The sequence below is a fragment of the Paraburkholderia sprentiae WSM5005 genome, assembly GCF_001865575.2.
GTDB lineage: Bacteria > Pseudomonadota > Gammaproteobacteria > Burkholderiales > Burkholderiaceae > Paraburkholderia > Paraburkholderia sprentiae.
On the sequence record NZ_CP017562.2, the window covers coordinates 1379961 to 1405625 of the forward strand.

The 25665-nt window shown below is 60.1% G+C and carries 21 protein-coding genes and 2 pseudogenes; 13 read left to right on the forward strand and 10 right to left on the reverse strand.

Annotated features, from left to right (window positions below):
* The first annotated feature begins 4 nt into the window (after positions 1 to 4).
* Complete coding sequence (locus BJG93_RS22935; RefSeq protein WP_027196518.1) at positions 5 to 877, forward strand: hypothetical protein; 873 nt, start codon at positions 5 to 7, stop codon at positions 875 to 877.
* Complete coding sequence (locus tag BJG93_RS22940; protein ID WP_027196519.1) at positions 878 to 2107, forward strand: hypothetical protein; 1230 nt, start codon at positions 878 to 880, stop codon at positions 2105 to 2107. It begins immediately after the preceding gene.
* A 51-nt stretch (positions 2108 to 2158) separates the two neighbouring features.
* Here the strand turns inward: BJG93_RS22940 and BJG93_RS22945 are convergent, their stop codons facing one another.
* The 10 genes from BJG93_RS22945 to BJG93_RS22990 form a co-directional block, all read right to left on the reverse strand.
* Positions 2159 to 2443, reverse strand: a complete 285-nt coding sequence (locus BJG93_RS22945; RefSeq protein WP_027196520.1) for an HU family DNA-binding protein — start codon at positions 2441 to 2443, stop codon at positions 2159 to 2161.
* 607 nt (positions 2444 to 3050) lie between these two features.
* Positions 3051 to 3617 carry a single-stranded DNA-binding protein gene (locus tag BJG93_RS22950; RefSeq protein ID WP_027196522.1) on the reverse strand — a complete coding sequence of 189 codons (567 nt, stop codon included), beginning with the start codon at positions 3615 to 3617 and terminating at the stop codon, positions 3051 to 3053.
* A gap of 132 nt (positions 3618 to 3749) precedes the next feature.
* The gene (locus tag BJG93_RS22955) at positions 3750 to 4160 is read right to left on the reverse strand and encodes a hypothetical protein (RefSeq protein ID WP_018423074.1); all 411 of its coding nucleotides are present in this window, start codon (positions 4158 to 4160) and stop codon (positions 3750 to 3752) included.
* 94 nt (positions 4161 to 4254) lie between these two features.
* Positions 4255 to 5328, reverse strand: a complete 1074-nt coding sequence (locus BJG93_RS22960) for a PFL_4669 family integrating conjugative element protein (protein WP_027196523.1) — start codon at positions 5326 to 5328, stop codon at positions 4255 to 4257.
* A 173-nt stretch (positions 5329 to 5501) separates the two neighbouring features.
* Positions 5502 to 7109 (reverse strand): hypothetical protein, encoded by a 1608-nt coding sequence (locus BJG93_RS22965; RefSeq protein ID WP_027196524.1) that lies wholly within the window; start codon positions 7107 to 7109, stop codon positions 5502 to 5504.
* Entirely contained in the window at positions 7106 to 7597 is a 492-nt protein-coding gene (locus BJG93_RS22970) for a hypothetical protein (RefSeq protein ID WP_027196525.1), read from the reverse strand. The genes BJG93_RS22965 and BJG93_RS22970 overlap by 4 nt, the downstream gene beginning before the upstream one ends.
* Positions 7590 to 8240, reverse strand: coding sequence for a hypothetical protein (locus BJG93_RS22975; protein WP_027196526.1), 651 nt, complete (start codon positions 8238 to 8240; stop codon positions 7590 to 7592). The genes BJG93_RS22970 and BJG93_RS22975 overlap by 8 nt, the downstream gene beginning before the upstream one ends.
* Positions 8240 to 10000 carry a ParB N-terminal domain-containing protein gene (locus tag BJG93_RS22980; RefSeq protein ID WP_027196527.1) on the reverse strand — a complete coding sequence of 587 codons (1761 nt, stop codon included), beginning with the start codon at positions 9998 to 10000 and terminating at the stop codon, positions 8240 to 8242. Before BJG93_RS22980 ends, BJG93_RS22975 begins: the two co-directional genes overlap by 1 nt.
* Positions 9997 to 10875 (reverse strand): ParA family protein, encoded by an 879-nt coding sequence (locus BJG93_RS22985; RefSeq protein ID WP_027196528.1) that lies wholly within the window; start codon positions 10873 to 10875, stop codon positions 9997 to 9999. The genes BJG93_RS22980 and BJG93_RS22985 overlap by 4 nt, the downstream gene beginning before the upstream one ends.
* 67 nt (positions 10876 to 10942) lie before the next feature.
* Positions 10943 to 11203: a helix-turn-helix domain-containing protein gene (locus tag BJG93_RS22990; protein ID WP_082194570.1), complete on the reverse strand. Its 261-nt coding sequence runs from the start codon at positions 11201 to 11203 to the stop codon at positions 10943 to 10945.
* A gap of 133 nt (positions 11204 to 11336) precedes the next feature.
* Between BJG93_RS22990 and BJG93_RS22995 the strand changes: the two genes are divergently transcribed.
* From BJG93_RS22995 to BJG93_RS23045, 11 genes and pseudogenes are all read left to right on the forward strand, one after another.
* Positions 11337 to 11774, forward strand: a complete 438-nt coding sequence (locus BJG93_RS22995; protein WP_027196529.1) for a helix-turn-helix domain-containing protein — start codon at positions 11337 to 11339, stop codon at positions 11772 to 11774.
* A 91-nt stretch (positions 11775 to 11865) separates the two neighbouring features.
* Entirely contained in the window at positions 11866 to 12123 is a 258-nt protein-coding gene (locus BJG93_RS23000) for a hypothetical protein (RefSeq protein ID WP_231337483.1), read from the forward strand.
* A gap of 638 nt (positions 12124 to 12761) precedes the next feature.
* Entirely contained in the window at positions 12762 to 13715 is a 954-nt protein-coding gene (locus tag BJG93_RS23005) for a fatty acid desaturase family protein (protein WP_027196531.1), read from the forward strand.
* A complete protein-coding gene (locus tag BJG93_RS23010) occupies positions 13702 to 14940 on the forward strand; it encodes an SLC5/6 family protein (RefSeq protein ID WP_071336684.1) in 1239 nt (412 codons plus the stop codon). The genes BJG93_RS23005 and BJG93_RS23010 overlap by 14 nt, the downstream gene beginning before the upstream one ends.
* 1307 nt (positions 14941 to 16247) lie before the next feature.
* Positions 16248 to 17681 (forward strand): amidase, encoded by a 1434-nt coding sequence (locus BJG93_RS23015; protein WP_063828910.1) that lies wholly within the window; start codon positions 16248 to 16250, stop codon positions 17679 to 17681.
* 309 nt (positions 17682 to 17990) lie between these two features.
* Positions 17991 to 18962, forward strand: a complete 972-nt coding sequence (locus BJG93_RS23020; RefSeq protein ID WP_034478416.1) for an ABC transporter permease — start codon at positions 17991 to 17993, stop codon at positions 18960 to 18962.
* Positions 18963 to 18965: 3 nt separating this feature from the next.
* Positions 18966 to 19883 carry an ABC transporter permease gene (locus BJG93_RS23025; protein ID WP_082194571.1) on the forward strand — a complete coding sequence of 306 codons (918 nt, stop codon included), beginning with the start codon at positions 18966 to 18968 and terminating at the stop codon, positions 19881 to 19883.
* The gene (locus BJG93_RS23030; RefSeq protein ID WP_027196536.1) at positions 19880 to 21520 is read left to right on the forward strand and encodes an ABC transporter ATP-binding protein; all 1641 of its coding nucleotides are present in this window, start codon (positions 19880 to 19882) and stop codon (positions 21518 to 21520) included. Before BJG93_RS23025 ends, BJG93_RS23030 begins: the two co-directional genes overlap by 4 nt.
* Before the next feature lie 112 nt (positions 21521 to 21632).
* Complete coding sequence (locus BJG93_RS23035; RefSeq protein ID WP_162162784.1) at positions 21633 to 23387, forward strand: ABC transporter substrate-binding protein; 1755 nt, start codon at positions 21633 to 21635, stop codon at positions 23385 to 23387.
* Positions 23388 to 23606: 219 nt separating this feature from the next.
* Positions 23607 to 24828 (forward strand): annotated as a pseudogene (locus BJG93_RS23040) (ISL3 family transposase).
* A 100-nt stretch (positions 24829 to 24928) separates the two neighbouring features.
* A pseudogene (locus tag BJG93_RS23045) lies at positions 24929 to 25593 on the forward strand (IS630 family transposase); the annotation flags it as partial.
* Positions 25594 to 25665: the final 72 nt, after the last annotated feature.

Below are 25665 nucleotides of genomic sequence, written 5' to 3' on the forward strand. Positions count from 1 at the left end.
ACCCATGCAACTCGATATTTTTGACGACAGCCGTGATGTGATGCTGCGCAACGATGTCCTGTCGGCATTGCAACACCACGATGCCTCCGGCGCCCTCCGTGCGCTGCGGATCCTCGGACATGAATATCGAGACGACGCGGCACTCGTGGCGCTTGACACGCTCGTGACCGCCCTCGAAGCACGTTGCAGCCTACTCTTCGCGAACCATGACGCCGCGCTTGGCGCGCGGGAGACGCTACTGACCCGCGTCCGACGCTCGGCGAACCAACTGATGGGCGAACGGGCTGCCATCGCCTGGCTTGCGCCGTTCTGGAACGAACTCGCGCAACGCGCTGCGAGTCTGGCGTTCCGTGCGGCCCAGCCCGATGCACACAGCGCCGCGCTCTACCTGCATACGGGCGACTGGAAAGCCGCTGAAGCCGCCGTCATGCGCATCGAATCCTGGCGACGCATTCCCGCACCGCTGATGTGGATGGCCGAATGCCGATACCGGCTCGATGGTCTCGAGGCCGCCTGGCCGCTTCTGGCCGAACTCGCATGGCTTGCTCCCACCCGTTTCGATGGCCTGCTCCGGCATCTCGAGGACAGTTCGCTGGACACGCTTCGCAGGACATTCGATGCGTCCTTTGAAGGAGGCGGCGATGTCGCCGACCTCACGTGGTTTCCCGCTTGGGCGCTAATTCAGAAAACCGGACTCGCACCACTGCTGAAGCAGGCGCAACCCTGCCGTGACACCAAGCCCGAACGGGCAGCAAGACTCGTGCTTCGGCTGCTCACGCTCGAGCGCGAAGGCCGTCACCACGAATTGATGGAGAGCCGTCGCGATCTGCGTGACCTCCACGATCCCCTCTACCGGCACTACATGAAACCGCGCTGAATGCTGAAAACCGGGATGTCACACACGAGCTCACATCGATGGACCTTCGCCGCCCGTTTCCGGCGTAACGCCTTCGGCTGGAAATCAGCGCTGCCGATCCAGCGGCTGAAAGAAGCGGTCGTCGAGATCCGGCAGGTGGCGCGCTCCGATGGCATCCTTGCCGCCGAAGGCGCAGTGCTCCTGCTCGAAAAACTGTCTCCGGCACTGGAACAGGTCGACAGTTCGTCCGGCGCGATGGGCACCGCAGTCAATCGGGCCATCGATGCACTGGCTCCCCTGATTGCTGGAGCCAAAGTTGATGCCAAAATCAGACAGGCGTGGCTGGAACGTCTCTTTGAGGCGTTGCAGGAAGACCAGATGCCGTATATCGAACGCCTCGCCGATGTGTGGGGAGAACTTGCTGTAACACCGGGTATGGCATCCGCATGGGCGGACAGGCTGCTGCCCATCACGGCCCATGTGATCGGCCCCGACGGCCAGGGTGGATTTTTTGTCGGGACTACCGCGTGCATGAGTGCGCTTTACGTCGCGCACCGGTTCGACGAACTGTTTGCGCTGGTCAACTCGGCGCGCATGACATGGTGGGGGTACCGGCAATGGGGTGTAAAGGCGCTCGTGGCACTCGGCCGGCCCGAAGAGGCGCTACGTTACGCCGAGCAGTCTCATGGCGCCCATGCGCCGGAAAGTGCGATCGCCCTCGCCTGCGAGACGATCCTGCTCGCCCGCGGCATGACGGACGAGGCCTACCGGCGGTATGCGATCGCGGCTAACCGCTCAGGGACGTACCTCGCGACCTTCCGTGCTATCGCGAGGAAGTATCCTGGGCGATCGCAGGCAGCAATCCTGCAAGACCTGATCGAGAGCGAGCCGGGCTCGGAAGGCAAATGGTTTGCGTCCGCGAAGGACGCGGGACTCTTGGATCTCGCGACGTCGCTCATTCAGACCAGCCCGACCGATCCACGCACCCTGATTCGGGCAGCACGGGAGTTCGTGCAGCGACAACCCGCGTTCGCGATGACCTGCGGCATGGCCGCACTGCGCTGGGTCGACGCCGGCGCCGGATACGAGATCACGGCGGCAGACGTGCTCGATGCCTATGCGGCGCTCACCGACGCAGCCTGCGTGAGTGGCGCTTCCCGCGATGCTCTCAACGCGCGGCTTCGGGAACAGTTCGAGCCGGGTGCCACCTCCGCATTCGTCGGCAACCTGCTCGCGCCGCATATCAGGTAGCAGCACCCGCCGAAGCAACCGCCGTCCACGTCCCGGTATGGGATAACGCTCCTACCGCGCGCCTCCGTTGACCGCGTCCTTGAACCCCTTGCCTGCGGTGAACTTCACCGTTTTCGCGGCAGCGATGCTGATCTCCTCACCGGTCGCCGGATTGCGGCCCGTGCGCGCCGCACGCTCGCCCTGACTGAACGAGCCAAATCCGATTAGTTGCACGGTCTCACCCTTGACCACCGCCTCCGTAATCGCGCCGATAAAAGCATCGATGGACTCGCCCGCGATGGCCTTGCTCGAGCCCGTTGCTGACGCGACGGCATCAATCAGTTCCTGCTTGTTCATGAATTCTCCTTCTGTCAATACAAAAATAAGACGGCAAAATATGGCATGGTCGGCTACGCGGACGGCCACTACAGCAAACGAATCCGCGTACCGTACCGCGAAGACAGCTGACCGCACAAGCCCTCTCTTGCCGATTCGACTGGCTCGCCATGGCAAGCCAATAGCCGCAGCGTCGCATATGAACGGTCACGGCCGTGTGCCTCAACGCGGCAATATCCAGAGTGAAAGACATCGATCCAGCGATGACACAAGCACCCTCAGCTTCCTGTCTCGCGGTCGGCGCGTCCATCAACTACCAGACAGGCGCGCTCGAGTAATTCGCCATGGGGGTGGCGGATCTCGACAGTGACCGGCGCAAAGCAACCCGCGCTGCAGCGGCCCTCGCGCGAGACCTGGACGGTCCATCTGTGAAACCGCGCAACATACGGCCCGTGGCGCGCTAGCGCTACGCCCTCATACACCAGCGCCCGTAACATCCGCAGTTCCTCAACGTCCGGCGTGGCCGGCGAGCTGACGTCCATCATTTCCGTGTCCTCTGCCATACTCCAGCGTAGAAGTCATGCACGGCGAACGGCGCGCTCGCGCATGACATCGACGAAGGTGCAAGCTATTCGGCCGTGGCTCGCGCCGCCCGACGCGAACGCCGGCCTGCAGGCTGGACGGGGGTAGCCGCATCGGAGTCTGCGTGATCCGGCGGCGTTCCTGGTTCCTCGCCCGTGGACTCTTCCGCTTCGCCATCGGCCGGACCGGCTGGCTCGCCGGCGCCTTCGTCCCGTGCCGGGGCATCGGACTCGCGCGTCTGGCGCGGGCGGTACACCACCTGATCGATCCGCACGAGGTTCAGGGCAATGGATTCGGCGTCAATATGGGCGCCCGCGTCGGCCTCGTTCTCGCGGTTGATCCATGGACTCACGTAGAAGTCGCCGCGCACGACGACGCTCGCGCCCGTGCGGATATGCTGCATCACGCGCTCGGTCAGGCGCTCGTTCCACACCGTCACGTCGACAGGAAAGGTCCGACCTTCGCGCTGCTCCAGTGTCCCGTCGTCAAGACGCCGGTAGCTGGCAGACATGACGCGCAGTTCGACGATGCGCCGCGTGCCGCTGGCGGTGTTGACCTGCTTCATCGTCGGCGACGCCAGCACGTTGCCGACCAGTTCTGCGTAGATGCCCATTGCGGACTCCGTTCATCAAGGATTGCCCCCTGTGATACGAACGCGCTGTCCATTGCCTGCTTTTTTGGATGGCTGCTCTGCGTTAGCCTGATGCCCCCGCCGGTCGCAACGCGACGGGACCACGCACCTGTCTCAGGTGCCGTCGATCCTTCGAACCTTGACTGTGCCGTGTTCCAGATACATCGTGAGCTGGCTCGCCGCATACCGGAAAACCGACTCCAGTGCGTTGAGCTCCTTCGCGCGCGCGTCGCACTGTTGCAGGTACGCGCGCAGCGGCGCCGGAATGCGATTGAAACATTGCTTCGCGCGCGGCCAGGCGATAGCATGCGGCTCACCGCGGACGAACCAGTCGAGACGATGGCGCGTCGCGCCGCTCGCCAATGCAATGCGCACGCAGCGCAGCGACACGTCGAGCCCGGTGGTCGTGCTCTCCAGGGCCAGCGTCTGCATTTCCGTCACAGTGTCCTCGAGCCAGTGCTCGTACGAGCGCAGCAGCACGCGTATCCCGGCGTCGCCCGCGATCCGTGATACAGGTAGCGCCATCGCTGGCTCAGGGCTGCCGGCTCCCTTACCCTTAAAGGCCTTTGAACGTCGATCCAGATCCGAAGGTCGGCCAGTCATTGCCGCAGTCCTCGCATCACTGCACCAAGGCGTCTGCTGCGGCTTGCGCGACCGCGTCGTCCCCGGACAGCGGCACACTGTCGAGCAGACGCAGTTCCACATCCGACAGGCGACTCACGCGCCGCCGGCTGTGACGTGGCTCACGCGCGCCGGTGAAGACGTCCCGCGGCAATACACCGAGCAGCGCGCGCGCCGCTTCAATGCGTTCGCGTGCGGCAGCATCCGCATTCGGTAGGAAGTCGATGCGCGAAAGCGGCAGCAGTTCGGCGCGCGTCAGCACGCGCTGGCAGCGCACCGCGAAATGGAACACGGACAGGCACCGGTGCCTGGCCGAGCCGATGCGCCGAAAGCCCTCTGTCGACGACATCAGGTCGCGCAACACCGCGGAACGAACGAGGCGCACAAGATAGTCGAGCTCGACAAGCAGCATGACGATCATGTAACCGTACGGTGAGCCAAACTCGAGCGAGACGTGCGCAGGTTCGCGTGATTGCAGCACCGAATACTCGAGGCCTTTTTCCTGCGCGGCATCGAGCAACTCGCGGGCATGCTGCTGCTCGAGCTCGTTCGCGCGCCGGATGCCGGAGATGCGATCCGCGATCTCGATGAGCTTCCAGTCCGCATAAGGGTTGTCGTTGCCCGACAGCGACCACAACGCGCGCAGCGACGCAGCCACGCGGCGGCCGCCCGCCATCGCATGTCCCGACTCCCCTGGCGCAACAGCCCGGCCAAGAAACAGCCGCATCGCGTCGCGCGTGTGCAGCCGCATGCGGTCCGCACCGTCGCTACCGAGCTGACCCATGCGGCTGATCTCCTGCGCCTCGTGCGGGCGCACCAGTGGATCGCTGCCTTGTCGCAGCGTGTGAGTTTCGCGCATGCGATTCAGCGCTTCCTCGCGTTCGAGAAGCAACTGGTAGCGGCCGAACAGCGGATCGGCAGGGTCGGGATCACCGTCGGCAATCAGGTGTGCAAGGACGGCGCGTTCAGTATCAACGTCATAACCGTCGGCAAACGGGGACGACGTGGAGTGCGCGAAGGCGTCGACAGACGGATCAATGGTGTGAGGCGAAGGGGCGGACGTTGTGTCCATAAGAGACTCCCTGAAACAGGTATTCGTTGGACAGTGAGGGAAACGCCAGCACTGTTACCCCGGGTAACAGCAGGCAGCCCCGCACAGCTGCGTGTTAACCGGGTGACAGCGCGCGCGAAGGGAAAACACGGGCCGGTGTATACGCATGTGCTCTGCAAAGGCGATGGATCCGGTCACGCATGGGTGCCCGCCTGACTGGCCGCCCCGCGTGCCGAATGACGCGCAGGGCGATGTGCGATCCGTTCGCGCAGTGCATCGCGAATGGCTGCGAGATTCCGGCGGGCCGTCTCAGGCGTCGACGCGCCCGGCTCCATCGCATCACCTGGAAGCACTGATCCAGCGCTCCCGCCCGCCCCGCCGATCCCCCGCCTGCGTGCCGCGCGCTCGAGGTGCGCCCTGGCGGGGAGGAACTCGCCGCCGATGTAGCGGCGCACGAGCCCTGCGATGTACGCGACGGGCAACTGCACCGGCTGGCGCCGGTGGCCTGCCGCCATCTCGTCGAGCAACATCTGGCGGTCGGTCGCAGGAACCCGTGCGAGGTGCGAGGCGATGAGTGCGCGATCGTTGACCGGCAGCATGGTGGGCCAAACGAGCACGCTGGGGTCGTCTGCCGCAGGCAATGGCAAGATCGGCGAACCAGAATCGGCGCCAAGGTCGATTCCCACCACAACCGCGTTTGATCTCTTGCCGGTCGAGATCGCTGGGCCGGCGGTCGTTGTAGTCCTGTATGTAATCCTTCCGTATACGCGCGCGTCTGGAACGCCCGTTTCCCGCCATCGGTAATGGATCAAACCCGCCAACTGCAGTGGCACCGCAGGCGGATCCACATACAGCCGGAGACTTCCGGTTGGCGACTTCGGGTGCTCCGCCGCCCAGGCACGCACGTGTGGCGCATGAACTTCAATGGCGGACGGCCGGGTGTTACCCGGGGTAACAGCCGGTAGCGTCGCTACGGCTGCACGCGCGTCTCCTTCGCGCAGACTCTGCGCGAGCAGGCGCTTGCGCGTCGCGAGCCGCTCGCGCACATCGCCGCGCGACACCAGGCGTTCGAGCTGGCGCTTCAGTTCGCCCGCATTGACCTGGGTGAAAACACGGCGGCCGGTGCACTGGCGCATGAACTCGCGAATCAGCCCCTGGCGCACAAGCCGCGCTCTCGCGTTATCGAGCTGACGCCGGTTAAGTCCCAGCGTGCGTTGCCACTCTCCGGCCGTGTGCGTGAACCAGGTACATTGCCGGTCGGCCTCGCGGCGCTGCAACTGCACCATCCGCGAGAGCAGCAGCGCGGCATTCACGTTGCCGACGAGATCAACAAAAACGCGTCGGTACGCGACAGTCGGCCCCAGCAACGCGTCACCCGCGAACGGATCCGCCCGCATCGCTTCGATCGATGCTGGGAGCTGCACGGCCATTGGACAGGTCGCGCGAACGGCGGCCGATATGGCTTCCACCTCCAGCCGGTAATGCATGCACGCAGGCTGACCACCACGCCATTCGGCCAGCAGGTTCAGGTCCCGCATGCGCCGCCGCGCATTTTCCTGCTCTTCACGCGACAGGCCTGTCTCGATCAGCCAGTGTTCGCGGGTCTTGTGGATCCAGCCGCCATTGACCTCCACATCGCGTCCGCGTCGCGTCCAGTACACCAACTGCGAGAGCAGCAGCGCCTGCTTCGGATGTCCGGTGATGCGGGCCATGCGCGTCCCGAAAGCGATGGGACGATACGGCCTGAGGAGAGCCCACATCGTTTCGAACTCGGTGATATAGGGATGGCAACCGGGCATCATGACTGGACCTCCTGCAGCTGATTCAGCTGTTGCGGCTGACCGGGACGTACGGGGGGCCAGACAATATGCGCGGTGCGCTCCTCCGCCTTGCGCTGAAGCAGCGCGAGCACAGCCGGCCAGAGGATACGGAACTCATCCGCCAGCAGCGTCTTGCGCCGACGATGCGCGATCAGGCCTTTCGACCGGAGCAGTCGCCGCGCGGCGCGCTGCTGCGACTGGGTGAGCGCCAGTCTGCGCGCGAACTCGTCGGGCGCAACCTGAAGCCAGTCGTGGTGACGTCCCGTCTCACTCTCAACCGTCGACAATTCCGTGAGCATGGCGGCCGCGGCGAGGTCGCCACAGATCTGCACGAAACAGCGGTCTATCGTGATCGGCACGTCGAGCATCGAGAGCACCATTTCGGCTTCGGCAGGCGGCAGTCCCGGTGAATCGTCCCAGGTCTTGCCGGGCAGCAGGTTGCCCTGCGGATCAAGTCGCATGTCATACATGGTCAGACTCCTGGTGTGAAGAAGGTGGGGCAAGCTCTCTGGTGTCCGCATCGAGTGCCGCGAAAAGCGTCGCGAGCGACCATTGCGCATCGCATTGCTCATGCAGCGCCAGATAGCGTTCGCGCAGGTCGCCGATGTCTTCCAGACTGGCCCACGCATTGAACAGCAGATCCATTCCGGAGCGCGACAGCGCACGCGGTTTCGTCGGCGCGGCGACATTGAGTTCGGCGCGCAGCCGTGCAATTGTTGCGCGCGTGGTGGTGCGGAAAAACGTTCGGATCATCGGAATACTGGCCTGCCGCTCCACAAAGGCGCGCAACAGGTCCTGATCGCGCCACTGCCGCTCAATCAGCTCGCAGCGACGCTCCAACGCGCCGGCATCCACAAAGACACGCAATGCACCCGCGGTCAGCAGATCGCGCACGAGCGCCGGCGAACGGGCGTCACTGAGCACACGCCTGATTGCGCCCGGTAGCCGGTCTGTCAACGATGTCCGACGTGGCCACGCTGTTCCACATGAAACTTCGTTATCCTCATGTCCTGTGATGACGTACCGATCTGTCATGCAAGCACACGCAATCAGCTCGAGAAGCACGAAATGCTCGAGCGCTTCACTCTCCAGCCGCAGGAAGGCATTGTCCATCACGCCCCTCCCCGCTGAAGCCGCTCGTCTGCACCCGGTTCGGGCCAGCGCGCCGGTGCAAAGCGCTCGGGGTACGCCGCCCGGAATGCGCGCGCCGCGCGAATGACCTCGTCCCACCATTGACCGATCGGGTGATCCGGATTGAGCATCACGTCGAACATCACGTCCATGCGGTCGGCGAGCAACGGCTCGCCGACGCTCGCGTCACAGGTGCGGTTCCAAGTCTCATCATCGCGGGCCATCTGTGCGAAGAGACTCCCGGACGGAACGCGTGCGATGCCCGTTGCGGTGTTTTGCCGTGACAGGCTCACGAGCCACCACCAGCCGAGATACCGGTTGAGCATCTCTTCGTCACGCTGCGCGTCGACACCGGGCGAGAAGCGCGGTCTGTCCAGCGATGGTGGCTCGACCATGAATCCGTAGGGCAATGCGGGCGCATCGCGCACGCAGCCATCGAGACCGCAGGTTCGCGCGAAAGTCAGCACCGCTTCCCGGAGAAGCTCACCCTGGCTTGAAGAAGACGCAGCGTGCGGCGCGCTGTCCCGGTGAACGTCGTCAGCCACCACCGTGGATGGGTCATCCGGTGCGCGTTGCGGATCATCCGTCGACACCACTGACTCGTCACGCCGTTGCCCGACACCGGTCAGGCGCGGCACGGTTCCATCCGTACCCGGCATAGCGCGAGGCGGTTCGTCGAACCGGGTCAACCTCACGGGTCCCGACGAGGCCGAAGGATCTGGTATGGCCGCTGCACGATTCGCGTCGACATCGGATGCGATCGATGAAGATTCACGTCGCTCACCCGGCATGCCACCGACTTCACGCAGGTCATCACCGGCAGCGTTCGGTGTGTGCTCCAGCAGATGACACATCCGGTCCATGGCGTCGCGCGGCACGCCGAGCTCGCCTGCCAACCGTTGTTTCAATCCGTCGACCAATTGCGCAGCATCAAATGGCGCAGGCTGCGCCAGCGTGCCGGCCGCGTTCGGGTTGTCCGGATTGCAGCGGGCGGCGATGCCGGTCAGTTGCGGATCGATCACCCGCACCTGCAACCACTGATCGTCGAAGCCGAGACGCCTCGTGAGGCGCAGCAGCATGCCAATACCCGGCTGGATCACATCGACTAGCGCGCGCCGGCTCAGATACCCGGTGGCGGGTCCGAGGGCGGAGAGACGGTCGACCGCGAACTCGAAGAGCGAGAGCAGCACATGGCTCACCGGTGCCCCTTCCTGTTCAAGCAGCCGGGAGAATTCACGTAACGACAGCGTCTCGCTACGTTCGGCTTCGAGATCGGTCTTAAGCGCTAGATAGCCATTCGCCTTGTCCCAGAAGCAGAGGTCGGCGCGCTGGTCATTCTCGCGCAGGTGCGCCGCCAGCAGCTTCGCCTCACCGGGATACGGCACGTAGATAAAGTCGTAGTAAAGGAAGCGTTCGTCGCGGGTTTCATCGTGAAGGGCCGTCGCTGCTGTCACGCGCGAATTGCCGCCCTTCGCCACCACGTAGCGCTTCTCGCCTGGACGGCGGGTCACCGTCACGATCTGCTCGATGCCGTTCACCCGGATCGACTCCTTGAGTTCGACAATGCGCTCGTGCGACGCACGCCGCGGATTGCGCTCATAGACCATCACATCGGTGATCTTCAGCCGGACCACCGATGTGAGTTGCGGTTCGGGCGTCTGAGCGCCCGGCGGGGGCACATCCAGGCGCTGGGCAGCGAGCGCTTCGCGCGCCTCACTGAGCGGCTTGTCCGACACGTTCATGCGACCGCCCCCTGCTGGACGCCGCCGGTCCCGGTGTCGCCCGTCGAACATTGCGGCGCACCGGCATAAACGTTCGCGAGCGACGGAAACAATTCCCATGCGAGACCGTGCATGACGTTCCACGCGGAATTCCCGAACCGTCGGCGACGATCGAAGTCATGCACGGGAATGCGCGCCGTCGCTGCGGCCGCATAGGCGGCCGCCGACGGGATCACGGTGTGGAGCACCCTAACCTTCGCATGTCCGACGAACCGCTGACGCAGCACGGCCGCGAGCGCGCGCGCATTGGTGGTGCGCTCGTGCGCGTTGATCAGCGCAAGCAGGTCGCCCGAACGGAAGGATTCGCCGAAGTCGGCCAGCCGGTTCAGCTCGTCGAGCATCCCGATCGTGCCCGTGGCGAACTCGCTGGCGCTCAGCGCATCCGGCCTGACGGGCGACACCATCACGTCTGCCGCCATCGCCGCTGACTTCTGCAGTTCGCCGACCGCGCCTTGCGTGTCGATCAGCACGACGTCATAAGGGGCGACAAGCGGACTGCGCATCGCCCGGCGCAGGATCATCAGGCGATCCTCACGGCGATTGAGCCACGCCTGCAGCGCAGCGTCCGGCGTATCGGAATAAACCAGATCGAGATTCGAGAAAATCGTGCGGCTGATACAGTCGGCCGACGGATTGCCTCCCGAAGTCACGACTGCTGTCAGACCTTGCGATGAACGGTAATGGACGGGAAAGAACTTGCTTAGACTCGGCTGGACATCTGCATCGATCGCGAGAACCTTCAAGCCGAAGGCTGCGAGCAGGCCGCCAAGATTGGCGGCGACGGTCGTCTTACCGACGCCGCCTTTGGTGGAGACGAAGGAGATAACTACCGGCACGGTGGGAGATCCAGTACAGCGTCATTGCTTGAACGGATAATCAATAAATGAAACAGAGGTTGCGTAACTACGTCGGGTCGCGAGACGGCCCATGAGGATCGCGGACGGAGTTTTCAGTGGCGTCCCCAGCGGACCCACTCCCACCGGAGTGCGTCAGTTGCGACGCGATCCATCTTTCGTACTCGTCGACGGGGAACAGACGACGACGCCCCACGCGGATTGACGGCGGCATCGGCAGCCCGAGCGTCAGGCGGTTGCGTGCTGTCGCCGGCGCGATATGCAGCTCGCGCGCGATCTCTTCCAGCGTGTAGAAGCGCCTGCTCGTCACTTTCCCTCCACGGCACCTCGACGCACTACCCGTCCAGCGAGAGCTCATTTCGTTCGGGTACGTCCAGGATTGTCTATTACTCGAATGTACCTATAATCAAGGCACAGGATCACTCTAGGAATGTGAGACAGACATGTCAAGCACCACTGACCACGAAGACTCTCATCAGCGGGTTGCGCAGGTGCGCGAGCATTTCGGCCTGTCGCAGGACAAGATGGCCCGGCAGCTCGGGCTGTCTCTGCGCGCCTATGCCAATTACGAGCGCGGAGAGCGTGCGATCCCGATCGAACTGCTGCGCGGGCTATACGAGCAGTTTTCAGTCGATCCCGTCTGGCTGCTGTCAGGCGACGGCAACATGATTCTCGACCGGGATGTGCGGTACCGGCTCGACCAGAAGACGCTCGACGGCGTGCTCGTCTCCGTCGAACGGATCGAACAGCGTCTTGAGGCGCCACTCGATGCGAAGAAAAAGGCGAGACTCATTGGTCTGCTCTACGAGCAATGCCAGTTGCTGCGTGAGAGCGCCGAGCAGATCCTGAAGGATTCACGCATCGGTCGCCTGACGCGATGATTGCGCCCAGGTCAGCAGCGGGAACAATTCTGCAATGGCGCCCGTCAACGTCGGGCGAACATTAATCTTCCGACGTAACGCCTTTTAGCGCATGCGTGAAAACGCCTGCGATATCGCCATCGGTCAGGAGAATGGAATGGGACGCCGGGAAGAAATCAGCAAGGAACTCGATCAACTGGCAAGCGAGATCGAGAAGGATGCCCTGCTTGCGCGTGGCGAGCATGCCGCAAAAATCCCGTCGGCACCCGACATACATATCCGTCTCGAACTCGTCATTGCACAGCAGGTGCCCATCGGGTTTCAGATCCGTCTCTCGACGGGACCGGTCGATGACGGCGGACCATCATAGCGGCGTACGTTCCGTTCCTGGCCCCGGTCAGCACGCCGATTCGTGAAAGTCCTGCGGCCCCTTGATCAATTCTCCGTGCGGGATCTGGCATCACCCCCGTCATGGGGCCTTGATTCGCGAAGTCAATCACGGAATCCCGTTGACATCATTACAGCGGTTGCCAGTAACACTGCCTACGACCATCGTCACCGGGAAGCACCGCGTCACCCGCGGATTTCATACGGGGAACGTGACGACACAGCACGCAAATTGACGCTACAACGCCACCCGACCGCCTGTCTGTTCAGTGCTTCTTCAAGGCTCACTGCGTCATATCGCGTGTGACGTTACCCAGTTCTACCAGGCATTAACCCACGCGCCCAATACCCCGGAGGCGTAACGCACTGTGTCGGCCCAATCACACCCGCGCCGTTCATTTCCTTGCCACCGGAAACTGCCGGCAAGGAAGGAGACTCATCGCGCGTGCCGCTGCCCAGAACGCAACTGCATGAATATTTGCGCAACGCGTGATCGACCGCCCCCTCCTTTCGTAAGATCAAAACTCAGTTGTGTCATCGCCCGTTCGCCTGCCGCGCAATTCGCATCCGCTGCGGGCGACGCGATTGTCTTCCTTGCGAACTGACCCATGCGAGGCATCCATGAATAGTAGCGCCGTGATCCAGGACCAGGATCTGATCCGCTCCGCGTTTCCAGATTGGGACACGATTCACCATGCCATGACATCGCCCGACGTAATCCATGTCGTCGTCGATATCGTATTCGACTGGACGAGCATCGCCGCCGCCATGCTGATCCTGCATCGCCTTGGATGGTGGTCGGCGCCCGCGATCGTTGCATGGGTGGGTAACCGGCAGCGTGCGCTCGGCAACCTGCTGCACGATGCAGCTCACCGCAATCTTGCCCGCTCATGTCGTCTCAATGATGTTCTCGCGCACCTCTTCATCGCACCGGCGCTCTTCAACAGTCTTGCGCTCTATCGTGAGCTCCACGCCCGCCATCATGCGTGGCTGGGCGACCCGGCGCGCGATCCTGACTACATCGCCGTTCGTCCGAATCCCGGCGACCGCTGGTGGCAGCCGTTTTTCAAGGTTCTGCTCGCACCAGCGACCTGGTTGAGCTCGACGTTCGGACACCTGCATCTGTCGAGGCTTAGCTGGATGCAGCGCTTTGGCATGGTCGCATGGTGGGCCGCCGTATTGGGTGCCATGACGCTTGTATGGGGCATTCACGCGGCAGCGCTTTTCTTCGGCACATGGATGCTGGCGAGAGCCAGCATCTTTCACGCGATCACCGCGTTTCGCGAGCTGTGCGACCACTTTGGTCTGGAGCGAGGCGGGATCTTCAGCTACACGCGCGACGTTTCTTCCCGCAGCCTATGGCGGCGGATCATTCATCCGCACAACAACGGCTACCACCTCACGCATCACCTGATGCCGTCGATTCCCTATCACCGCCTCGCACACGCGCAGCGCGAGCTGCTGACATTGCCTGCCTTCGCCGGCGCGGCCAGCGTCTGCCACGCGTATTTTCGCGGCCCTGATGCAGTCGTGCGTGAATGGGAAGTCCATGGAGGCGAAAATGTTGCAGCGTAATCTCGGGGCGGTTCACGTGGCCGCACTGCTCGTCTCGGCAAGCTACGGTGTCGCATTCCTGCTCGGCTCCGGCGAAATGGCACTCCATGCCGGTATGGCGGGGAGTCTGTATGCGATCGTCACCGCACTGGGCATGCTCGCGCTCGCGCTGGCCGCACCAACGCTCTGGCGGGGACGCGAACTCATCTGGGACGTGTTGGGTGAGCGTTACGGTCCCGTCGTGCGCAAGCTCGTTGCGCTCCTCTCGCTCGTCTGGATGTCCGGCGTGCTGGCCGCCCAGATCCATGGCGGTATCGCCGTGCTTGTCGCGACGGGACTGCCGGCAACCCATGCACTGGCGGTGATCGCCGCGGCGCTGCTGGTCATGTCCTCCATCGACCTCGGCATGGCCGCAACGCTCTTCGCGTGCTGCCTGCTGGCTATGAACATCGCGCTTCTGCATGCGCTTGTCGCATCGCACGGCCTGACTGTGTACCTCCATGCGTGGCCGTCCTTCATCCATGAGACACGCGCCGCGCCACGCGCTCAAACACTGGTGACCATCGCTGCAGTCGGGTTTCTGGTGTTCACGGGATCGGACTATCAACAGTTTGTCGTCGCAGCGCGCCGACCACGAGATGCGTGGCTCGGCTGCGTACTTGCGAGCCTCTTCCTCATGGTGACCGGGTTTCTCCCGGCCGCAACAGTCGTCGCAGCGGTTCATGCCGGCAAGCTGTCCGGCCTGACGGACACCGCGAGCGCGATCCCGTGGATCATGCTGCAAACGAGTGGGGCGATGGGATCCGTTTGCATCGGCGTCACCCTGCTTTCTGCTCTTGGATCAGGAACCGCGATCACGCGCGCGATGTCATCGGCACTTGAGGGCCTGCATGCCGGCGATGGTCGCTACGGCTACGCGTCGCGCCTGCTGATCGTCGCCATCGGTTGCGCAATCGCGACTGATGGTCAGGCGATTGTGTCGACCATCGTTTCACTGAACATCGTCTATGTTGCGGCCGTCGGGTTGCTGTTCCTCTTCCACGAGAGTGATCGGCAGATCCCACCGCGCTGTGCATCAGCGATGTTGCTGTCTGGCGCCATCGTTTCCCTGCTCGTTTCGGCAATGAACTGGACCGGTATCGGCAATCTGCCCGGTTGGCTCCCGCTTCCGGCAGGGCTGTTCGCCTCCGCCTGCGTGCCGGTCGCATGGCAGTTTGCCCCGTTTCTCGGCCGGGTCCGGTTATAGAATCGCCGCTCTCCCGAACGCGCCCGATCGTGCTCCCGCGTGTTAGCCATGTCGCGACCGACTGGCACCATCATCGCGCCGCCGTTGCCTTGCACGAAACGGGCAGGCGTGAACGCGTGCAGCCATGATTGTGCTGCACGCGTCAGTGACACTGCGACCAATGCCGATAGTCGTTCGAAAGACCGTTCGTGCACTGAAACGGTTGACACGCCGGCCACGCCGAGGCCCACAACGTAGCTAGTGATCCGGTTGTCGCAGCGACGCGATCACAGCCTGGATCAGGCGATCGCAGGCGGCGCCGGGACCATCATGTTCGCGTCTACTGCCTCCATAAAAAGCGCCGGCGACGATGTGAACCGCCCCGGGAATCCGGGGCGGTTCAGAGGCTGCTCAATGCGGCGGCCAAAGAAAGCGTTCTCTTGGCACCGGGATCCGGCTTTCCCCCGCGACGGTCCGCAGGCACCAATGCATCTCTCATTTGTTACGACAGCTGTGGATCAAATTCATGAGGGAGTGCCCCGGCTCGCGGGCAGCTTCGATGTTGCGCCTCTCAACTGAAGACGTTACATCATACGGAAATCTCTTCCGCCACGATCACCTTCAGTTTGGCGTCCGGGCCGCATCGTGATCACCCACGATAGGCGCTAGCTCGACCGCGGGGTCCCGTTGAAAGTTCGGAGTTAATCCATCTCAGGGATCCACATGGGATGAATACGGATAGGGAATACTCTTATCCGCTGTTCGAATACCCAACGATGATTGGCGACATTGTTTTTAACGTGCCCGCGATCTACCATCCGATCCGTAACTCCTTAAGGCCAACTTGCGGTGACGAGTAGCACCAGCAAGGCCTTCGCGAAAGCGAAAAAGTGCAAAGTCATGTGTGCGCGTGAAGTCGGGCTGTCAGTCGATGGCTTTAAGCATCTGACGACATGGGTGAAAACGGAAGTGAAGTTCCGGAATCCGGTTCTGGACCGCATGCCGGAACGCGACGACGAAGCGACAGGATCCTTGCGGCTGCCCAGACATCACGGCGAATAGCGACCGCCGAGAGATCTACTCAGCCGGGGGCTGGCAGCGATAACAAAAGGGAAGTGGCGAGAGCATGATGCGATGCGAAACGTTAAACGACTTGAGAGACGTCTTAGAGAAACAAGGCCTCGAATTCGCAGACCATGACCTAGAGGCGTTGTGGGAAAGTTTGCCTCAAGTTCGGCGCATCTGTGAACAGCTCGGCGCAATGGGACGGAACGAAGTAAGCGAGCATTCCGATCCTTTTTCATTGATCATCGACAATCTGACAGCCAATGGATCCTTCTCTACAAATACCAACGATTGCTGAAGCGTCCGACCTGATACGCAAGCGCAAGCTATCACCAGTCGAACTTGTTGACATGTGCCTAGCGAGAATCAAGTCTGTCGACGTTAGCTTGAATACGTTCATCACGGTAACGGCGGAAAAAGCGCGCCGAGAAGCGATGGAGGCCGAAAATCGGATGATGAAAGGCGAGCTACGTGGAAGATTGGACGGCATCCCGATCGCTCACAAAGATATCGTCTTCACGAAGGGGGTGCAAACAAGTGCACACTCGAAACGCCTAAAGGGCTGGTTGCCCAAAGTTGACGCTCGAGTCGTACGCTCGTTGGCGGACGCAGGGGCGATCTCGTTGGGCAAACTCGCAACGCACGAATTCGCGCTAGGCGGACCGTCATTCGATCTGCCGTGGCCGCCAGCCAGAAATCCGTGGGATGCGCGGCGTTTCACGTCTGGCTCATCGAGTGGAACCGCGGCTGCAGTTGCGGCCGGGTTCATTCTGGGTGGTACAGGCACCGATACGGCGGGGTCCATCAGGGCGCCAGCGGCGCTATGCGGTGTGGTTGGGCTGAAGCCGACATACGGTCTTTGTAGCAAACGGGGCATTCTGCCGCTAGCGCCTTCTTTGGATCATGTTGGTCCCTTGGGCTGGACCACCGAAGACTGTGCGTTGCTTCTTCAGGAGATGGTTGGCCATGACCGCGATGATCCGGCCAGCGTAGAGCGAGCGCCCGCAAATCTCGTTTTGCGGGCGGAAGATAACGTGCGCGGACTCCGTATCGGCGTTGTCTCGGATTGGCACGAAACAGAAAACCCTGTGACGCCCGCTGTCAAAGAGGGCTTGGATCGTGCAATCTCCGTATGGACAGCACTGGGCGCACATGTGGACCGGGTGACGATGCCGCGACTCAAAGAATATCAGTCGGCCTGCTTAGTGATCATGACTGCGGAGGCTTACTCGATTCACGAGAAAGCGTTGCAATCCAATGCAACAGACTTTGGGGAACAGTTAAGGGTTCGCCTATTGCTTGGGGCGACACTCACTGCAGCTGATTACATCAACGCTGTCAGAGAACGCCGACGGTTGTGTGCGGCAACGGTTGCTGCATGTGCCGATGTTGATGTGATTGTCACTGCCGGCGCAGCCAGCGAAGCTCCATTCATGGCGGATGTGAACCGGTGGGGTGATCTGGCAAAACCGGGGTTCTACGATGCTTTCAACGTTACGGGTTGGCCCAGTATCGTACTCTGCTCCGGCTTCGGACTAGGGAACATGCCGGTGTCGGTGCAGATAGCCACAAAGCCGTTTATGGAAGACAAACTTTTCCGGTTAGGGGCGGCATTTGAGAAGGCCACAAACTTTCGCAGCATTCGCCCTGCGTCGCTAACGAACATCAAGCCGCCGTCTACAAATCATTCTGGATGATGCCGTCGTCGCCGCACCCCGTCGAAGCCAGCGCGCGCGGCTCATTGTGCGCAGATTCGGGCGACGCCGATTCTGCTTGCCGCCTGCATGGCGGCCGCGGACGTGTCCGGCTAGAAAACGCCACAACGCTTTGGACCGCGAAGACACGCCAGGCAGCAAGCGCCCCAGTGTGGGCCGACAGAAACGCCTCGGATGCTAGATAGTTGATCTGCATGTCGCTCAAGAAGCAACGACGACACTTGACACCGGGTTGCCGACTATTGCGCGTCGGCATGAGGACAAGTCGAAACAGGATGAAAGGACAATGACGTGAGAAAACTCTCGATCTTGCTGTTGCAACGCATCGTGCTAGGTGTAGTGACAGCACTTGCAGTTTCTATAGTCATATTTTTTTCTGTGCAATTGCTACCGGGGGATTTCGCTACTGCCATACTCGGACAATCAGCCACTCATGCCACAGTGTCAGCGCTGCGAGCGCAACTTGGCCTCGATCAGCCCTCGCCATTGAGGTACCTGCATTGGATTGAGAAACTCTGCCGCGGAGATCTCGGATTTTCCTTCTCCGGATGGTCGCCAACGGGCGCTCGACCGGTTTCCGAGATCGTGCTTCCCCGGCTTACGAACACACTATTCCTGGCATCCCTCACCGCCGTCATAGCCGTTCCAATTTCGTTGGTTCTTGGGATCACAACTGCAATCCATCGCGGTTCGTGGTACGACAGATTTGCAAATTTGGTAACACTGGGGGCCATCTCATTTCCTGAATTTTTCATCGCGTATCTTATGATCCTTGTCTTGAGTTCAAAGCTTGGCATCTTTCCGTCAATAGCATCCATTAGCCCCGATTCGTCCTTCATAGACAAGGTTCATGCCACCCTCCTTCCCGCGCTTACGTTGACTCTCGTTGTGACCGCTCACATGATGAGGATGACGCACACTGCAATTGTTTCCCTTCTGACGCAACCGTACGTCGAGATGGCTCATCTGAAGGGCCTGCGGCGGGCGCGAATCATTATTTTGCATATCCTTCCCAATTCGACTGCCGCCATCGCGAACGTCATCGCCTTCAATCTTGCTTACCTCGTGGTTGGTGTTGTAATCATTGAAGTAGTCTTTGCGTACCCCGGCATGGGCCAGTTAATGGTGGACTCCGTGACCAGCCGCGATGTTCCGGTGGTCCAAGCTTGCGCGCTTCTTTTCGGTGGTATCTATATTGTTCTAAACCTGTGCGCTGACGTCGCCTCTATCCTGAGCAATCCTAGACTCCTGCACTCGAGATAAGTCATGAATACTGTCCCCCACGCGTCAACCGAGACGAATTCAACGGGCTACCGCGAGAAAGAATCTCGTAGTGGCTGGATTATTTTTATAATCAATTCCTCTCCGTTTAACGTAAAAATCGCCCTTGCGATACTGCTACTCGTTTTCTCTGTAGTCGCCCTCGCGCCGATAATCGCCCCCTACAGTCCAACCGAAACATTTGACGCCGTCCTGGCACCTTGGAACGGACAGTTCTGGTTGGGCACAGATCAGTTGGGGAGAGACGTCTTCAGCCGCGTTCTTTTCGGCGGACGAAACAGCATCCTGATCGCTGTGGCAACTACAACAGTATCGTTTTCTGTGGGAGCTACGGCCGGCGGCCTTTCTGCGATTAGGGGCGGCTGGTTAGACCAGGTTATGAGTCGCGTCATCGATACCCTGATGGCGATCCCAAGTCTGATTTTTGCCCTGATGCTCCTGTCTGTGTTTGGTACAAATGTGCTCAATCTTGTATTGATCATCGCATTTATCGATGCCACGAGGGTATTTCGTCTTTCTCGAGCCGTTTCAGCGAACATTGTAGCAATGGAATTTGTTGAGGCAGCCCGACTTCGCGGAGAGGGCTGGCTTGGGGTAATGCGACGAGAGGTTCTCCCCAACATCATGCCAACGTTGCTGTCCGAATTCGGTATTCGATTTTGCTACGTTTTTCTCACTGTCGCAGCGCTCTCGTTTCTAGGTGTTGGTATTCAGCCGCCAGCTGCAGACTGGGGATCAATGGTCCGAGAAAATGCTCCGCTGATCGGATTTCTTGACAGCGATCCCAGGCTGGCGATAATGCCTCTGATTCCAGCGTTCGCGATCGGCATCGTAACGATTTCCATGAATCTGATAATAGACTGGACACTTCAAATTGTCGGCGGCATGAAGGAAGCGCGATGATCATGAGAAGCCTGGATGAAAGCGATGTGATTCTTGACGTTAAAGGCCTTGTGCTTGAAGGTTTCAGCGACGGACGATGGCATACGATTATCGACAACATTGACCTTCGTGTACGTCGTGGCGAAGTCGTGGGTCTGATAGGCGAATCCGGATCGGGAAAGTCGACGCTGGCTCTCGCCGCCATGGGATACGTACGCCCGGGATGCCGAATCGTGAGCGGAAAAATCGAGTTCATCGACAAAAACCTTCTTACCGTCTCGGAGTCTGAGCGACGCAGCATCCGTGGATCACAGATCGCCTATGTTGCGCAAAGCGCCGCAGCTTCTTTCAATCCATCCCAGAAACTTATACGACAGACCGTAGAAGGCGCGGTGATCCACGGCATCAAAACGCGCCGCGATGCTGAGCGCGATGCGAAGGGACTCTTCCGCGCACTACTGCTTCCCGAACCTGATCGGATTGGTCGACGCTATCCTCATCAGGTATCCGGCGGACAGTTGCAGCGAGTGATGACGGCGATGGCGATGTCATCACGGCCAAATCTGATCATCTTTGACGAGCCTACGACCGCTCTCGATGTAACGACGCAGATCGAGGTTTTAGCCGCAATTAAGCATGTCGTGGAACGCAATAGCGTGGCCGCTCTTTTCGTCACGCATGACCTAGCTGTAGTCTCTCAACTGGCTTCGCGCATTATGGTCATGCGCAGGGGAAAATGCGTAGAGGAAGGCCCGACGAGGAAGATGATAGATGAGCCCAGACACGAGTACACCCGCTCATTGTGGGCTGTGCGCTCGCTACAAAAGCCGCCAGTGTCAAACAAGGGTAGCGAGGCCTGTCTTAAACTGGAAGGCATTTCAGCGCACTATGGAAGCGTCAAGGTGCTTGACCGAATAACCATGACCGTCCACAAGGGTAGAACTGTTGCAGTCGTTGGGGAAAGCGGTTCTGGTAAAAGTACAATGGCTCGTGTGATCGCGGGCTTGCATAGTCCAAGTAGTGGCCGGGTCGTTTTCGAAAACCGGGTTCTTCCCAATTCCTATGTAGATCGAACCCGTGAACAACTACGCCGGGTGCAGATGATTTATCAAATGGCCGATACCGCACTTAATCCGTGTCACACGGTGCGCGATATCGTCGCTCGTCCACTCGAGTTCTATTCAAAACTAAGCAAACACGAGATTTCCGCCAGAGTCTCTGATCTCCTCAAGAAGATTGAACTCGATGATAGCTTTGCCGCTCGTCGTCCACGTGAGCTCTCTGGTGGCCAGAGGCAGCGTGTGAGCATCGCCCGAGCTCTTGCGGCCAATCCTGACCTCATCATCTGCGACGAGGTGACATCCGCCCTCGACCAGGTCGTCCAAGAGGGTGTACTTAGGTTGCTGATGAAGCTGCAAAGAGAACTCGGCGTCACGTATATCTTTATCACCCATGATCTCGCAGTCGTAAAAGCCATCAGCGACGAAGTCGTAGTTATGCAAAACGGTCGAATAGTTGATCAAGGAACTAGGGAGGCCGTTATGTCACCACCCCATACGGCCTACACCGAATCGCTACTTTCATCCGTCCCTCAAACTGATCCCGGATGGCTCGACACGGCGATCCGGCAGAGACGGTCGACGCAAACGGTCAATTGAAGTTCATCAAATAGACCGCTGCGGATCATCCACGCAACGGCCTTTGTTCGATCGATGGCGCCACGCAACTTGCAAAGTGCCCATGATGAATCCTGGAGCGTGACTACGGTCTGTGATCAGTTTTGAAGCGGACAGGCTTGATCGCACGACAGTGAAGCAGAAATACACCCGACGCCTTGACAAAGCCCCATTACCGCTTGTTGCCGATTTAGTAGGAACATCAATTAAAAGCTGCATTCCATTTCAACGCAAGGTGAGAAAGATGAGCAATGAAAGAGGCTATAATCTGAAACTTCTCCCGCACGATGCATCGAGATCCCTGATTTCCCGCAGACAGTTCCTGCAGACTGCACTGGCCCTCGGGTTAGATGCGAGTGCCTCTTCTTTGTGGGCACAACCTGCGGGCATTGCACCTAGAAAAGGTGGAATCTTCCGAGCTGGGCTGAGCGACGGAAGTTCGACAGATTCGTTTGATCCCGCAACGACGGCCAGCCTTTACATGATCCAGTTGGGGTATGCCTTCAGAACTTACCTTACTGAGATTACTCCGTCCAACCAGGTGGGTCCGGACTCGGCCCAAACATGGGAGTCGTCGCCGGACGCGAAGGTGTGGAAGTTTAAGCTCTTCCGTGGCCAAGAGTTCCATAACGGCAAGGCATTAAGGGCCAGCGACGTCGTTGCGTCACTTAACTACCATCGACGTCCGGACTCTACTTCCGGCGCCAAAACACTCTTAAAAGATGTTGCTGAGATTCGTGCCGACGATCCTGATGTTGTCGTCATCACCTTGAGCTCTGGCGTAGCAGACCTACCCTGCGTCCTGGCCGACTACCACCTTCCGATCATGCCCGCAGATGGCAGTGGTGGCGTTGATTGGCGATCGGGCGTGGGCGCTGGGCCGTACAAGATTACTCGCTTCCAGCCGGGTATAGGTGCGGAATTGATACGTAATACGATGTATCATAGGTCTAATCAGGCGTATTTCGATGGCCTGCATCTACTCGTACTGAACGACGTCAACGCGAGGCAGACTGCGCTACTCAACAACGAGGTTGATGCCATCGTAAATCTTGATCTTAGGACTTTGCCGCTTCTGCGTCGCAATCGTTCTATCGAAATAGACGAGGTGCCTGGCGGTAGCTACAACGGGATGCCGATGAATTGCCTGGTTCCACCGTTCAATGATCCGAATGTCCGAATCGCGATGAAATACGCGTTAAATCGCGAAGAAATCGTCGCAAAGATTATGAACGGACACGCGACCGTAGGAAATGATCAACCAGTAAGTCCGATCATGCCCTATGCCGCGAAAATTTCACAGCGCCACTACGATCCTGACAAGGCTCGATTTTACCTCAGAAAAGCAGGACTCGATTCGCTCCAAGTTCAACTTTCCACGAGTGAAGCTGCAGGCGCTAACGCCGTAGATATGGCAGTTTTATTCAAGCAGGGTGCATCGAAGTCGGGAATCGACGTGGGGGTAGTCCGGGAATCTGCTGATGGTTATTGGTCGAATGTGTGGCTAAAAAAGCCCTTCGTCGTCGTTAACGCCGGGCAGAGGCCAACACCGGACATTGTATTCTCGCAGTTTTTCCAAGACGGCGCGGCGTGGAATGACACAAACTGGCACAACGACAGGTTCCAGTCGCTTCTTCTGGCGGCGAAGTCAATGCTTGATCAGAAAAAGCGTTCCGCGATGTATGCAGAGATGCAAGCCATCTGTAGCGACGACGGAGGTTATCTGATCCCCTTCTTCGCGAACAAAGTGAGCGCACGCAGAAGCAACGTGAAGCATGCCCAAGCAGTTTCCAGCGCCTGGGAGCTTGACGGTGGGCGAGCCTATCAGCGGTGGTGGTTCGGGGATTGAGGCTCCGCACGAGATCCGCTCAAACTGTGTGAAAATAAAGGGGTTATTGAGATTTCGATAAAAGAGCTTCTTTCGAATCTCGAGTGGGTGGACTGCCGGTTCAAGCGCGGGCGCAAGCCCGGCGAAGCGACCGCTTGACGCGCGTGGTGCAAATAAGCTGGTGCACGGCTGGTTGCGGCAGAATGTGGCAACCAGCCCTGCAAGACCAAGCGAACTATGATGAACCAAACTCAGCTGTTTGAAGCCGCCCTTGGAATCAAGGCGCCGTGGTAAGGTGTCGATTTCGGCACGGAACTGACTATTGCCGTGGACTTTGTCGCGGGCAGTCGGTTTGCCTACCCCGGGGTGCCTGGCGAACACCCGGTGCACGACACGGTTATCAAACGGTTGCGCCATCTGAATTTCTTCCAGTTCGACTGTTATCTGGAGGTGCGCGTGCCGCGTGCCGCGTGTGCGCTTGCCGGACGGCTCGGTGCGGCTCGCACAGCCTGACTGGATGGGCAAGCTGGATGGCTTTACGCTGCTGTTTGAAGCGCTTGTGCTGACGCTGTGCCGGGAGATGACATTTGCGGCGGTGGCCCGCCTGGTGAACCTGTCGTGGCATCGCGTGAAGGCCATTTGCGACCGTTATGTCGATCTGGCCGTGGCCGCGACTGACCTGTCCGACGTGAGCGCAGTGGCCATTGACGAAACCTCGTGCCGACGGGGCCACGACTATGTCTCGCTGGTCGCCGACATGGATCAGCGGCGCGTGGTCTTCGTCACGCCAGGCAAGGATGCCGGCGTCGTCGAACGCTTTGCCAGGCACCTGGAGGAACACAACGCAACGCCTGCACAGATCCAGTCGGTCAGCATCGACATGTCGCCCGCCTTCATCAAGGGCGTGGACGAGCATCTGCCCGACGCACGCGTGACGTTCGACAAGTTTCATGTGGTTGCGCACGCGTCCAAAGCCCTCGACGGAGTGCGCCGCGAGCAGCAGAAGACCGATCCCGCACTCAAGGGCATGCGCTGGTCGTTGCTCAAGGATGCTGACAAGCTGAACCTCGTGCAACTAACCGATCTCGAGGCGCTGATCAGCCAGTACACCACCAACCGCACCGCCCGTGCCTGGATGTACCGCGAGCAGTCGCGCGAGATTCTCGATCGCAAGCAGATCCACGTCGTCTTCAAGATGTTGCGTCGCTGGTGCACCGGCGTCATGCGTTCCAAGGTCGAACCCATGAAGGACGTCGCACGCATGATCCTCTGGCATTTCGACGGCATCGTCGCCTGGGCCCAGACGCGCCAGACCAATGGCTTCATTGAAGCGATCAACGGCCTGTTTCAAGCGGCCAAGTGCAAGGCGCGGGGATATGCCAGCTTCAAAACCATGCGAACCGTGTTGTTCCTAATCGCCGGCAAGCTCGACTTCTCGGCCATCAATCAGCATGCCTCGTGAGCCGCATTACCCACTCCACTTTTAAAAGAGCCATAAAAGATGACAACCGATTCGATGCGGGTGCGTTGTATCTCTAACGGATTGATTGCAGATGCATGCTGTGGCAAAGAAACCGATGGACGAGGCAACCAAGAAGCGCTTGCGGGCCGCCCGCATGCTTTTGGCGGGCAAAGGTCCGGCAGAGGTGGCACTGGCCGTGGTGGTAGCCCGACAAACGGTGTACACATGGAAGGGATTGCTCGATGAAGGCGGAATCGATGCGCTGCGTGCGGTGCCGGGTCGAGGTCGTCCGGCGCGGCTCGATGCGCAGCAAGTGGCGGAGCTATGTCAGGCATTGCTGCAGAAGCCGACCGAACACGGCTTTGGCACCGAGCTATGGACGCTCAAGCGCGTCGGTATGCTCATCAAGCGCATGTATGGCGTCGAGTTCGGACTAACGCAAATCTGGCGTATTCTTGGGACGCTCGGTTTCAGCGCACAAAAGCCTGAGCGGCGCGCAATCGAGCGTGACGAAGAAGCTGTGCGCCACTGGAAGCGACACACCTGGCCCGCGCTTTAAAAAAAGCCCAGCGCGAAGGCCGATTGATTGTCTTTATCGACGAGACTGGGATCAGCGAGCGCCCCACGCGGGTGCGCACCTGGGCGCCGAAGGGGCAAACGCCAGTTATCCAGTTTCATTTCAACTGGAACCATGTGTCCGCGATTGCGGGCCTCAGTCGCACGAACTACCTGTTTCGGTTGTACGAAGGCAGCGTGAAGAAGGAAGTAACCGTCCGACCCTGACCGTATAGACGCCTGATGAAGGCGACGCCATGCTTTCCGGGGGCACAAATGTGA

Bases quoted from the DNA above. Each gene is read 5' to 3' on its own strand.
- BJG93_RS22935 (WP_027196518.1), top strand. From the start codon at position 5: ATGCAACTCGATATTTTTGACGACAGCCGTGATGTGATGCTGCGCAAC.
- BJG93_RS22940 (WP_027196519.1), top strand. From the start codon at position 878: ATGCTGAAAACCGGGATGTCACACACGAGCTCACATCGATGGACCTTC.
- BJG93_RS22945 (WP_027196520.1), bottom strand. From the start codon at position 2,443: ATGAACAAGCAGGAACTGATTGATGCCGTCGCGTCAGCAACGGGCTCG.
- BJG93_RS22950 (WP_027196522.1), bottom strand. From the start codon at position 3,617: ATGGGCATCTACGCAGAACTGGTCGGCAACGTGCTGGCGTCGCCGACG.
- BJG93_RS22955 (WP_018423074.1), bottom strand. From the start codon at position 4,160: ATGGCGCTACCTGTATCACGGATCGCGGGCGACGCCGGGATACGCGTG.
- BJG93_RS22960 (WP_027196523.1), bottom strand. From the start codon at position 5,328: ATGGACACAACGTCCGCCCCTTCGCCTCACACCATTGATCCGTCTGTC.
- BJG93_RS22965 (WP_027196524.1), bottom strand. From the start codon at position 7,109: ATGATGCCCGGTTGCCATCCCTATATCACCGAGTTCGAAACGATGTGG.
- BJG93_RS22970 (WP_027196525.1), bottom strand. From the start codon at position 7,597: ATGTATGACATGCGACTTGATCCGCAGGGCAACCTGCTGCCCGGCAAG.
- BJG93_RS22975 (WP_027196526.1), bottom strand. From the start codon at position 8,240: ATGGACAATGCCTTCCTGCGGCTGGAGAGTGAAGCGCTCGAGCATTTC.
- BJG93_RS22980 (WP_027196527.1), bottom strand. From the start codon at position 10,000: ATGAACGTGTCGGACAAGCCGCTCAGTGAGGCGCGCGAAGCGCTCGCT.
- BJG93_RS22995 (WP_027196529.1), top strand. From the start codon at position 11,337: ATGTCAAGCACCACTGACCACGAAGACTCTCATCAGCGGGTTGCGCAG.
- BJG93_RS23000 (WP_231337483.1), top strand. From the start codon at position 11,866: ATGCGTGAAAACGCCTGCGATATCGCCATCGGTCAGGAGAATGGAATG.
- BJG93_RS23005 (WP_027196531.1), top strand. From the start codon at position 12,762: ATGAATAGTAGCGCCGTGATCCAGGACCAGGATCTGATCCGCTCCGCG.
- BJG93_RS23010 (WP_071336684.1), top strand. From the start codon at position 13,702: ATGTTGCAGCGTAATCTCGGGGCGGTTCACGTGGCCGCACTGCTCGTC.
- BJG93_RS23015 (WP_063828910.1), top strand. From the start codon at position 16,248: ATGGATCCTTCTCTACAAATACCAACGATTGCTGAAGCGTCCGACCTG.
- BJG93_RS23025 (WP_082194571.1), top strand. From the start codon at position 18,966: ATGAATACTGTCCCCCACGCGTCAACCGAGACGAATTCAACGGGCTAC.
- BJG93_RS23030 (WP_027196536.1), top strand. From the start codon at position 19,880: ATGATCATGAGAAGCCTGGATGAAAGCGATGTGATTCTTGACGTTAAA.